Below are 11,875 nucleotides of genomic sequence, written 5' to 3'. Positions count from 1 at the left end.
CAAAAATGGGGTCTGTCCCCATTTTTGAAGCAATGTTTCTTGTTACGCGTACTGGCGCGGCTCGCCGGCGCCGAACAGGTTGCTGTGGCAGCGCCCGCACAGCGTCGGGTGGTCGGCGTGGCTGCCCACGTCGGCGCGGTAGTGCCAGCAGCGCTCGCACTTGGTGGCATCGGACGCCACGACGCTGACCGCTTCGGCTTCACCGGCCGCCGCTTCGACAGCGGAGGCCAGCGACGTGATGAACACGTATTTCAGCTCGTCTTCCAGGCTGGCCAGCAGCGCGTACTTGTCACCGGACGCCTTGATCTCCAGCTCCGCCTGCAGCGAGGAGCCGATCGCGCCGGACGCGCGCAGCTCTTCCAGGCGCTTCGTCACGTCGGCACGCACCGCGAGGATGACGGCATACTTCGCCAGCAGCGCTTCGCCGTCGGCGATCGCCGGCAGTTGCCACCACGTCTGCGTATAGATCGTCTCGTCCGACGCCGCGTAGGCTTCGGCGCCGGCGAAGTGGGACCATGCTTCCTCGGCCGTGAAGGCCAGCACCGGGGCCAGCATGCGCAGCAGGCTTTGCGTGATGTGCCACAGCGCCGTCTGCGCCGAGCGGCGCGCCTTCGAGTCGACGGCCGTCGTGTACAGGCGGTCTTTCAGGATGTCCAGGTAGAAGCCGCCCAGGTCTTCCGAGCAGTAGTTCTGCAGTTTCGAGACGACCGGGTGGAACTCGTAGTTCTCGTAGTGCTGCTCGACGGCGCGCTGCAGCACGGCCAGGTTGGCCAGCGCGTAGCGGTCCGTTTCCAGCAGCTCGTCGATGGCGACGGCGTTCGTCTTCGGATCGAAGTCGGACGTGTTGGCCAGCAGGAAGCGCAGCGTGTTGCGCAGGCGGCGGTACGATTCCGTCACGCGCTTCAGGATCTCTTCCGAGATCGACAGCTCGCCCGTGTAGTCGGTCGAGGCGATCCACAGGCGCAGGATGTCGGCGCCCAGCGAGTTCGAGATCTTGTCCGGTGCCAGCGTGTTGCCCAGCGACTTCGACATCTTCTTGCCTTCGCCGTCCACCGTGAAGCCGTGCGTCAGCAGCGCCTTGTAGGGCGGCTGGCCGTTCAGCATCGACGAGGTCAAGAGCGACGAGTGGAACCAGCCGCGATGCTGGTCCGAGCCTTCCAGGTACAGGTCGGCCGGGAAGTGCGATTGCTCCAGGTGCGAGCCGCGCAGCACGGTCTGGTGCGTGGTGCCGGAATCGAACCACACGTCCAGCGTGTCCTTGTTCTTCACGTACATGGCGGCGTCCGCGCCCAGCAGCTCGGCCGGGTCCAGCGCCAGCCAGGCATCGATGCCGCCCGCCTCGATGCGCTTGGCCACTTCCTCCAGCAACTCAGGGGTGCGCGGGTGCAGCTCGCCGGTTTCCTTGTGGATGAAGAAGGCCATCGGCACGCCCCACTGGCGCTGGCGCGACAGCGTCCAATCCGGACGGTTGGCGATCATGCCCTGCAGGCGCGCCTGGCCCCAGTCCGGGAAGAACTTGGTGGCGGCGATGCCTTCGAGCGCCGTTTCGCGCAGGGTCGGGCCGCCGTCGATCGGCTGCAGGTCCATGCCGGCGAACCACTGCGAGGTGGCGCGGTAGACGATCGGTGTCTTGTGGCGCCAGCAATGCATGTAGCTGTGGTCGAACATCTTCAGCTCGAACAGGGCGTCCGCCTCGCGCAACGCTTCGCAGATCGGCTTGGAAGCTTCCCAGATCGTCATGCCGCCGAACAGCGGCAGGGTGGAGACGTACTTGCCGTCGCCCATCACCGGCGTCAGGATCTCGTCGTCCTTCATGCCGTGCTTGCGGCAGGAGATGAAGTCGTCCAGGCCGTAGGCCGGTGCGGAGTGGACCACGCCCGTACCGCTGTCGGTGGTCACGTAGTCGGCCAGGTAGACCGGCGAATAACGGTCGAAGAAGGCGTCGCGCGCATGCAGCGGATGCTTGAAGCGGATGTTTTCCAGCTTGGCGCCCGTGGTCGTGGCGACGACGCTGCCTTCCAGCTTGTAGCGCTGCAGGCAGGACTCGACCAGGTCGGCGGCCACGATCAGCATGTCGCCGCCGCGGTTGGTCTGCACCAGCGCGTACGTCACTTCCGGGTGCACGTTCAGCGCCTGGTTGGACGGGATCGTCCAGGGCGTCGTGGTCCAGATGACGATGAAGCCGCGCTCGCCCGGCAGCTTGTCCAGGCCGAAGGCCGCGGCCAGTTTGTCATGTTCGGCGAACGGGAAGCCGACGTCGATGGCCGGATCGCGCTTGTCCTGGTATTCCACTTCCGCCTCGGCCAGCGCCGAGCCGCAGTCGAAGCACCAGTTGACGGGCTTCAGGCCGCGGTAGACATAGCCCTTTTCCAGCAGCTTGCCCAGCGCGCGCAGCTCGTCGGCTTCGTTGCGGTAGGCCATCGTCATATACGGGTTGTCCCACTCGCCTAGCACGCCCAGGCGGATGAAGCCGGCACGCTGCTTGTCGATCTGCTCCAGCGCGTAGGCGCGCGCCTTGGTCAGCACTTCGGCCGTCGGCAGGTTCTTGCCATACAGTTTCTCGATCTGGATCTCGATCGGCATGCCGTGGCAGTCCCACCCTGGAACATAGGGCGCGTCGAAACCGGCCAGGGTGCGCGACTTGATGACGATGTCCTTCAGGATCTTGTTGACGGCGTGGCCCAGGTGGATGTCGCCGTTGGCGTAGGGCGGGCCGTCGTGCAGCACGAATTTCGGCCGGCCGGCCGCCGCCTTGCGGATGCGCTGGTAGATCTTCTTGTCCTGCCATTGCTTGACCCAGTTCGGCTCGCGCTTGGCGAGGTCGCCGCGCATCGGGAAGGGCGTTTCGGTCATGTTGACCGGGTACTTGCTGGCCGGCTTGGCGTCGGCCTTGTTCGGTTTGTTATCGGACATGTGCTTGGATTCTCTGATACATATATAGGGAGTGACGGGCGGCAGGGGGCTTGGCGCCACTCAAATTCGGTCGGTGGCCGTGATGGCGCCGCTGCGCTCTTCGGGCTGGGCGCCACGGGTGGCGAAATAGGCGCGCGCGGCGGCCGCGTCGCGGTCGATGGCGCTCGTCAAGGTCGGCAGGTCGACGAACTTTTCCTCGTCGCGGATCTTGTGCAGGAACTCCACCTTGACCTGCTTTCCGTAGCAATGGGCGGCGAAGTCGAAGATGTGCACTTCCAGCAGCACGCGGCCGGCGTCCTCGACGGTCGGACGCACGCCCAGGCTGGCGACGGCCGGCAGCGGCGCATCCGCCAGGCCGTGCACCTGGACGATGAAGATGCCGCCCAGCGCGGGCCGGTGCGGCACGCGCAGGTTCAGGGTCGGATAGCCGATCGTGCGGCCCAGCTTGGCGCCATGGATCACGTGGCCGGAAATCGAGTAAGGGTGGCCCAGCAGCTGCTCGGCGTGGGCAAAGTCGCCCTGCGACAGCGCGGTGCGCACGGCCGAGGACGAGATGCGGATATCGCCGTTCATCACCGTTGGCAGTGCCTCGACGTGAAAGCCGTGACGCCGGCCCGCTTCCATCAGCATGGCGACATTGCCGGCGCGCCGGGCGCCATAGCAGAAGTCGTCGCCCACCATCAGCCATTTGACGTGCAGGCCGTCCACCAGCACGCGCTCGGTGAAATCCTGCGGCGACAGCGAGGCGAACGAATCGCTGAAGTGCTCGACGATGACGCGGTCGATGCCATTGGCGGCCAGCGAGCCGAGCTTGTCGCGCAAGTTGGCGATGCGCGGTGGCGCTTTCGACATATCGCCCGCCTTGTGGGCAAAGAATTCACGTGGATGGGGCTCGAACGTCATCACGGCAGCCTCCAGGCCCAGGCCGTCGGCCGCCGCGCGCACCCGCGCCAGCAGCGCCTGGTGGCCGCGATGGACACCGTCGAAATTGCCGATGGTGAGTGCGCAGGGCGCACGCGCCGCTGCGTTGGGTAATCCGCGAAAAACCTTCATGAGGATATCGAGCTCGATTTCTGTTGCCTGAACCAGCGATTATACGGAACGTTTGACCATTTCACATATGGAAATGCCGCAGCGCACCAGCCGGCGGCGCATGCCTGTCTCTCATCCAAGATCAACGACCGGGGTTAGACCCGCCGGGTCTGACCCCAGCTTTTGGCATTTGGGTGGAAAATAGCCTGTGGCGCGCGGTTGGTTTCTGATTCCAAAAAAAAAGCGCCACCTGCAAGGCAGGCAGCGCTTTCGCGATGACGAGAGCCGTTTTTACATCGGGTTGTTGATGTACAGCGTCCAGTAACGGGCCAGTTCGGCCTCGCCAGCCGTACCCTTGACGTTCTTCAGGGCAGCCAGCGCAGGAGCCTTCTTGCCCGCATTGTAAAGGCCGATACCGTAGTGCAGCTTCTGCTCTTCCGGACGACGGGCCGTACCCAGCTTCATCGCCTGTTCCATCAGCGGAATGCCCTTGTCGGCCTTGCCGCCGGAAGTCAGCGCGTAGCCCATGTTGAACAGGCCGTCGGAATCCTTTTCCTTGATCAGGTTGGCTTCCTGGGTCGCCTGATTCGCCGTCTGGTCGGCCAGGGTCTTGTTGGCCAGATCCTTCAGGCGCTGGTGGCGGGCGGCGTCGGTGCCGGTGCCCAGGGCGCCTTTCTTGTAGCCGGTGTCGATGATCTTGATGGCTTCAGGCGCGTTGCCGGCCTGCAGTGCCAGCTGGGCCATTTCCATGAACTCGGATGGCTTGGACAGTTGGCCCAGGGCCAGCTTCAGGCGCATCACGTCCAGGTTCAGGGTCGACGAGAAGCCCGGCTTGCCCTGCACGCGGTTCAGCAGGTCGGCCCAGTACGATGCCTTCGGATACTGGCCAGCCAGCTTTTCCAGGGTCTGCACATAGCCTGCCTTGTCGTTCTGCTTCAGCTGGATATTGGCCAGCATCTGCAGGTTTTCCTCGCTCTGGCGGCCTTGCGACAGCTCCTTCGCCGCTTCGGCATAGCGGCCGCTGATGAAGTAGGTCTGCGTCAGCAGTTGCTTCATCGTGGCATTGTTCGGGTTGTCCTGCAGCGACTTCTGGATCCAGGTGATCGCCTTCGGGTAATCCTTGGCGCGGTAGTACATGCCGGCCAGGCCTTCCGTGAACTTCGGCTTCTCGGCGGCGGACAGGCGGCCGGAGTTGATCAGCGTCTCGAAGGCGCGGATGGCGGTATCGTTGTCACCAGCACCGGCAGCGGCGGCGGCGCGCACGCGCTCGATCTGGTATTTCTCGAAGTCGCTCTTGCCGCCGACAGCGTCGGCTTCCTTCAGTTTGGCCAGCGCTTCGCGGTTCTTGCCGGAGCTGACGAGGCGCTGCGCTTCCTGCAGCGGTTTGCCCACTTCGGCGCGCACGGTGTCGGCGGCGTAGGCCGCGGGCACCAGGCCAACCATAGGCGCTGCTGCGGAGAAACCGAGGGCGGCCATTGCAAGGCCGAGATGAGCGAGACGGAACTTGGACATAGGCGAGATTTCTTTCATCAAAAAAACGAATAGGCAGGATAACCTGCCTATCGGGGAAAATAAAGAGACGCACTCCAGGAAGCTCCGCGGGGTGACGCACGATCCGTGCCAGGCTGGGTTGCACGCTGCGGATACGGCATACAGCGTGCGGTTCAGGCGGTCACTTCGGTGCGGACAGCGAACTTCCTTGATCCCATTACTGGAACTGTTCGTTGCCGACCAGACCGATCTTGGTGACACCCAGGCGCTGGGCCGCGGCCATCACGCCTGCCACGGACTCGTAGTTGACCAGCTTGTTGGGACGCAGGTGCACTTCCGGCTGATCAGCCTGTGCCGCCACGTTCATCAGCTTTTGTTCCAGTTGAGCACGATCCGGAACCACGGCGCCATCCCACAGGATCGTGCCGTCGAAGTCCACGTCGATCTGAACGACCACCGGTTCTTTCGTCGGCGGCGGTGGGGTACCCACCGGCATGTTCAGGTTCACCGAGTGGTTCGCCTTTGGAATCGTGATAATCAACATAATGATCAGCACCAGCATCACGTCGATGAGCGGTGTCATGTTCATTTCCATCATTGGTTCCGGATCCGCATTGGGAGCGGCGCTGCCCGAACCGACATTCATACTCATGGGTGTGTTCCTTTTGAAAGACTGCCCGGCCAGCCGATTGGAGCAGGCGGCCGGGCAGGAGCCTTACATCTTGTCAGGCGGTTCGGTGATGAAACCGACCTTCTGGATGCCAGCGCGCTGAGTCGTGAAGATCACGCGGCCGATGGACTCGTACTTGGCTTCCTTGTCGCCACGTACGTGCACTTCCGGTTGCGGCATCTTCACAGCCTCGACCTTCAGAAAATCGAACAACTCATTCGTGTCCCGCATTTTCTTCTGATTCCAGTAGATGTCGCCATCCTTGTTGACAACGATGTTGACATTTTCCGGCTTCGTCTGGATCGCCTGGTTGACCTCTTCCGGCAGCGAAATCTTCTGCAGCTTGAGGACCACCGGGCTGGTGATCAGGAAGATGATCAGCAGAACCAACATGATGTCCACGAGGGGCGTCGTGTTGATCTCTGACATTACCTGGTCTTCGCCTCCGTTATCGGAGCCTACGGACATCGACATGGTATTAGCCTACTTTTTTGGCTGCGCGAGCAGCGGAGTCAGCGGTGGACATCGCGCCGGAGATCAGCACGGAGTGCACGTCGGCGGAGAACGAGCGGATTTCTTCCATGGCCGACTTGTTGCGACGCACCAGCCAGTTGTAGCCCAGAACGGCAGGAACTGCGACTGCCAGACCGAATGCCGTCATGATCAGTGCTTCACCGACTGGACCTGCAACCTTGTCGATCGATGCGTTACCGGTCATACCGATGTTGGTCAGCGCGCCGTAAATACCCCACACGGTACCGAACAGACCGATGAACGGTGCGGTCGAACCAACGGTTGCCAGGAACGACAGGCCGTCTTGCAGACGCGACTGGACTTTGTCCACGGCGCGCTGGATCGACATCGTCACCCAGGTCGACAGGTCGATCTGCTCCAGCAGGGCGCCGTCGTGGTGGGCGGAGGCCTTCAGGCCGGTTTCGGCGATGAAGCGGAATGGCGAGCCTTCAGCCAGCGTCGAGGTGCCAGCGGCAACCGACGATGCTTTCCAGAACTTGGCGTGGACGTCCTTGGCTTGACGCATGATCTTCATCTGGTCCAGCAGCTTGGCGATAATGATGTACCAGGAACCGATCGACATGATCGACATGATGACGATCGTGCCTTTTGCGACCCAGCCGGAGTGCCACACGGCCTTGATGCCGAATGGGTTCTCGACTTCTTCCTTGCCGGCGGCGTCGCCGTGACCGGCTGCCGCGTCGGCTGCCGGAGCGGCCGCGTCCGTTGCAGGTGCTGCCGGTGCTGCTGCCGCATCCGCTGCCGGAGCTGCCGCAGGTGCGTCAGCGGCTGCCGGGGCTGGCGCGTCGGCCAGGGCCGGTGCGCTCACCAGGGCGGTTGCTGCGGTCACCGAGAACAGCACAGCGGCCAGTACAGCGGACAAACGGGTATTCTTAAACATGCTTCCTCCAAAATGATAAAAGATCAGTTCGCTGAACGTAACGCCAACGAAATTGCTAGTTGAGACACTGTCTCGGTTGGTTTATTCCAGCGTCCAGACGTACTGCATACTCTGCCAGCCCTCTTGCGGCTTGCCGTCAACGGTGGCGGGCTTGAATTTGCATTTACTGATACCTGCTACCGCGGCCTTGTCCAGGTCACGGAAGCCACTGGACTTCACGACCTCGGAGCCGGCGACGCGGCCATCGACGCCAATCAGGAACTTCAGCGTTACCGTACCCGTTTCTTCGTTACGCAGGGAAGACTTCGGCCATTCCGGTTTCGCGCAAGTGCTGAAGTCGACCACTGCCGGCGTGCGTACTGCCTGTGCCGGAGGTGCCGGCGGCGCCGGTGGTGCTGGCGGTGCTGGCGGGGTCAACTGGTTCGTTGCCGGCTTCACGTTGGTCGCGTTGGCGATCACGTTCTGCGGTGGCGGCGGTTGCTGTACGTTCACTTCGACCGGAGGAATGAATGGTGGCGGTGGAGCCTTCATTTCTGGCGGTGGAGGTGGCGGCGGCAACTCTTTCGGTGGAGGAGGAGCGACCTCCTCGATGATCTTGGTTTCAACCGGCTCGACCATTTTATTGATCATCCGTTTGCCCAAGCCTGACACGATCCCGTACGCAGCCACAATGTGCAGGGCTACCACTATGACGATGCCGGTATAGTTCTTCTTGACCTTCCCGTTATCACTAAAATTCATGCCTGCTTTCTCCAATCCTACTCTACTTGAACCCCCAAAATGGCGACACAAAGCTACAGCCGCATCCGGGACGTCGGCGAATTATACATACGAATTCTTCATTTTACATAGAATTTTGATCTCCAAAATCCGGTTAAATTTCATGCCTTTAGCGCACTTCCGCGAAGCTTCGGCGCACCGTTCTGGCGCAGCTTCCAGGCCCGTCCGGCACGGTTCCCGAAGCGATCGGCGACGGGCACCGAATAGTTTTCGGATGGGCCAAAAAACAGAATATTCTGAGCCTACCATTGCAATTCAATAACGTAAAATTCGGTCAACTGTGTTTCCCTCCAGTAAGCGGCTCAGCAGCTTTGAAGGCCGAATAAGTATATGCAAAAAGCGTGCACATGCGCGTTCCGCAGATGGTTTTTGATCAACTTTGAAAATCTACTACATCTTTTGGCATAGGTAGTGGCCTGACCGGGCGGGGCAATCTTGCATTTTTGGTCAGGCCGCCTGGCTCGGCAGGTCAATGCTTGTCATAGTGGCACGAGGCGCACTTATATCTGGCAGGCGCTGCGCCACAATGGTGCAGCGGCGCAAAGTCCCCTGGATGAAAAAGTAATGAATCCGAGACGGCTGAGTGGGCGATGTCCAAGATTTGAGACTGGATCGGCCCCGTGCAGGTTCGAGTGCGAACCCCAGCACGAGTCCTGGGTCGGACCCGTCGGGTCCGACCCAGGCATTTTACTGTCGGGTTGAATGCTGGCGGCGGCCCCGGCCTTTGCGATCCAGGGAAACAGGTGACTATTCCCGGTGATGCCGACGTCAGATGATGCGCCCGCGCTTCTCGCGCTTGCACTCCAGTGTGCTGATCAGCTTGCCCTCGGGCGAGACGGTGTCGAGGTGGACGTCGAAGCCCCACAGCCGCGCCACGTGCTTCAGTACCTCGTGCGCCTGCTGGTTCAGCGGGCGCCGGTTGAACTGCGTGTGGCGCAAGGTCAGCGCACGGTCGTCGCGGGTGTTGACGGACCAGACCTGGATGTTCGGCTCGCGGTTGCCCAGGTTGTACTGGTCGGCCAGCTGCTGGCGCACGTAGCGGTAGCCCATCTCGTCGTGGATGGCCGAAACGTTGAGCTTCTCGTTCTTGTCATCGTCCAGCACGGCGAAGAAGTGAAACTCGCGGATCAGCTTGGGCGACAGGTACTGGGCGATGAAGCTCTCGTCCTTGAAGTTGCGCATGGCGAAGTCCAGTGTCTTCTTCCAGTCGCTGCCGGCGATGTCCGGGAACCATTCGCGGTCTTCCGCCGTCGGGTTTTCGCAGATGCGGCGGATGTCCGTCATCATCGCGAAGCCCAGCGCATACGGGTTGATGCCGTTGTAATACTGGCTGTGCACCGGCGGCTGGTAGACGACGTTGGTATGGCTCTTCAGGAACTCCATCATGAAGCCGTCGCCGACGACGCCCTCGTCGTACAGCTGGTTCAGGATCGTGTAGTGCCAGAAAGTGGCCCAGCCCTCGTTCATCACCTGGGTCTGGCGCTGCGGGTAGAAGTACTGCGAAATCTTGCGCACGATACGCACCAGCTCGCGCTGCCACGGTTCCAGCAGCGGCGCGTACTTCTCGATGAAATACAGCAGGTTCTCTTCCGGTTCCGGCGGGAAGCGGGTCGGCGCCTGCGCCACCGCTTCCTCTTCCTCGCGGCGCGGCAGGGTGCGCCACAGCTCGTTCACCTGCGACTGCAGGTAGGCCTCGCGTTCCTTCTGCCGCTGCTGCTCCTGCGCCAGCGAGAGCTTGGCCGGCCGCTTGTAGCGGTCGACGCCATAGTTCTGGATCGCGTGGCAGGAGTCCAGCAGCAGCTCCACGGCGTCGATGCCATGGCGCTGCTCGCACTCGGCGATGTAGTTCTTGGCGAACACCATATAGTCGACGATCGCCTCGGCATCCGTCCAGGTGCGGAACAGGTAGTTGCCCTTGAAGAAGGAATTGTGGCCATACGCCGCGTGGGCGATGACGAGCGCCTGCATCGTCAGGCTGTTTTCCTCCATCAGGTAGGCGATGCAGGGATTGGAGTTGATGACGATCTCGTACGCCAGGCCCATCTGGCCGCGCTTGTAGCCTTTCTCGGTGGCCAGGAAGTGCTTGCCGAACGACCAGTGATTGTACGAGACGGGCATGCCGACGGACGTGTAAGCGTCCATCATCTGCTCGGCCGTGATGATCTCCAGCTGGTTGGGGTAGGTGTCCAGGCCGAAGCCCTGCGCCACCCGCTTGATCTCCTCGTGCGCCTGTTCGATCAGCTCGAACGTCCATTCCGACTGCTCCGGCAAGGCGCGCGGGTGGGGCGGTCGTTTCATCATCTGGTTCATTTTGGCTGCTTCTTGAACAGTTCACGGAACACCGGGTAGATATCGGCCGGCGTGACAATTTTCTGCATCGCGAAGTGCGGGTGGTGGTCGGGCACCTGGGCGTACTGCTCCCACAGGTTCTGCGGCGGCCCGTCCGTGATCTCCACATACGTGTAGTACTGCACCTTCGGCATGATCGTATTGACGAGCAACTGGCGGCACAGCACCGAGTCGTTGTCCCAGTTGTCGCCGTCCGAGGCCTGCGCCACGTAGCTGTTCCACGAGCCGGCGCCGTAGCGCTCGTCGATGATCTTGTTGAGCAGGTTCAGCGCCGACGACACCACGGTGCCGCCCGACTCGCGCGAATGGAAGAACTCGTGCTCGTCCACCTCGGCCGCCGCCGTGTGGTGGCGGATGAAGACGACCTCGATCTTGTCGTACACGCGCTTGAGGAACAGGTACAGCAGGATGAAGAAGCGCTTGGCGGTGTCCTTGCGCTGCTCGTCCATCGAGCCGGACACGTCCATGATGCAGAACATCACGGCCTGCGTCATCGGCTTCGGTACCTTGATGCGGTTGCTGTAGCGCAGGTCGAACGGGTCGATGAACGGGATCGCCAAGAGGCGCGTATGCAAGTGGTGGATCAGCTTCTTCAGCTCGACGACGCGGGGCGCGTCCAGCGGCGCACCGTCCAGCAGCAATGTTTCCAGTTCCTGTTCGGCCTCGGCCAGTTGCCGGCGCGACGGCCCGCCGACGGCGATGCGCCGGCCCAGTGCGCCGCGCAGCGAGCGCAGCACGTGGATGTTGGAAGGCGTGCCGGACACGGTATAGCCGGCGCGCTGGGTCTTGAAATCGGTGGTGGCCGTCAGCTGGGTCTTGACGAGGTTGGGCAGCTCCAGGTCCTCGAAGAAGTAGTTCATGAATTCTTCGCGCGACAGCTCGAAGATGAAGTCGTCTTCCGTGGTCTGGTCGCTGTTGCCGGCCTTGCCGCGGCCGGCGCCGCCACCGCCCTTGGGCCGGGCGATCTGGTCACCCTTCTGGTATTCCTGGTTGCCGGGATTGACCACTTCCCAGACGCCGCCATGGGCGTGGCCAAAGCTGGGCTCGTTCACGTCTTTGACGGGAATGGAGACTTTCTCGCCATTTTCGATGTCGGTAATCGAACGACCCTTGATGGCGCGCCCGACGGCGTCCTTGATCTGGCTCTTGTAGCGCCGCAAGAAACGCTCGCGATTGACCGCGGATTTGTTCTTGCCTTGCAAACGACGGTCGATGAGGTAAGTCAA

At 62.0% G+C, this 11,875-nt stretch carries 9 protein-coding genes; all 9 read right to left on the bottom strand.

What is annotated here, in order from left to right; genetic code table 11:
• Nucleotides 1-42: 42 nt before the first annotated feature.
• The 9 genes from ileS to E7V67_020800 all read right to left on the bottom strand — a co-directional run bounded on the left by ileS (nt 43) and on the right by E7V67_020800 (nt 11,875).
• Nucleotides 43-2,913: an isoleucine--tRNA ligase gene (ileS, locus tag E7V67_020840; GenBank protein ID WUR12126.1), complete on the bottom strand. Its 2,871-nt coding sequence runs from the start codon at nt 2,911-2,913 to the stop codon at nt 43-45.
• 60 nt (nt 2,914-2,973) lie between these two features.
• Nucleotides 2,974-3,966, bottom strand: a complete 993-nt coding sequence (locus E7V67_020835) for a bifunctional riboflavin kinase/FAD synthetase (protein ID WUR12125.1) — start codon at nt 3,964-3,966, stop codon at nt 2,974-2,976.
• Between the two features lie 270 nt (nt 3,967-4,236).
• On the bottom strand, nt 4,237-5,457 hold the full coding sequence (locus E7V67_020830) for a hypothetical protein (protein WUR12124.1): 1,221 nt from the start codon (nt 5,455-5,457) through the stop codon (nt 4,237-4,239).
• Nucleotides 5,458-5,653: 196 nt separating this feature from the next.
• Complete coding sequence (locus tag E7V67_020825; GenBank protein WUR12123.1) at nt 5,654-6,088, bottom strand: biopolymer transporter ExbD; 435 nt, start codon at nt 6,086-6,088, stop codon at nt 5,654-5,656.
• Nucleotides 6,089-6,151: 63 nt separating this feature from the next.
• Complete coding sequence (locus E7V67_020820) at nt 6,152-6,580, bottom strand: biopolymer transporter ExbD (protein ID WUR12122.1); 429 nt, start codon at nt 6,578-6,580, stop codon at nt 6,152-6,154.
• Between the two features lie 4 nt (nt 6,581-6,584).
• Nucleotides 6,585-7,520: a MotA/TolQ/ExbB proton channel family protein gene (locus E7V67_020815; GenBank protein ID WUR12121.1), complete on the bottom strand. Its 936-nt coding sequence runs from the start codon at nt 7,518-7,520 to the stop codon at nt 6,585-6,587.
• 81 nt (nt 7,521-7,601) lie between these two features.
• The gene (locus E7V67_020810; GenBank protein ID WUR12120.1) at nt 7,602-8,261 is read right to left on the bottom strand and encodes an energy transducer TonB; all 660 of its coding nucleotides are present in this window, start codon (nt 8,259-8,261) and stop codon (nt 7,602-7,604) included.
• A gap of 807 nt (nt 8,262-9,068) precedes the next feature.
• Nucleotides 9,069-10,601, bottom strand: coding sequence for a SpoVR family protein (locus tag E7V67_020805; GenBank protein WUR16323.1), 1,533 nt, complete (start codon nt 10,599-10,601; stop codon nt 9,069-9,071).
• A 5-nt stretch (nt 10,602-10,606) separates the two neighbouring features.
• Nucleotides 10,607-11,875, bottom strand: coding sequence for a YeaH/YhbH family protein (locus E7V67_020800; protein WUR12119.1), 1,269 nt, complete (start codon nt 11,873-11,875; stop codon nt 10,607-10,609).

This window comes from [Empedobacter] haloabium (genome assembly GCA_008011715.2).
Classification (GTDB): Bacteria; Pseudomonadota; Gammaproteobacteria; order Burkholderiales; family Burkholderiaceae_D; genus Rugamonas; species Rugamonas haloabia.
This window is presented reverse-complemented; position numbering and strand designations above follow the sequence as displayed.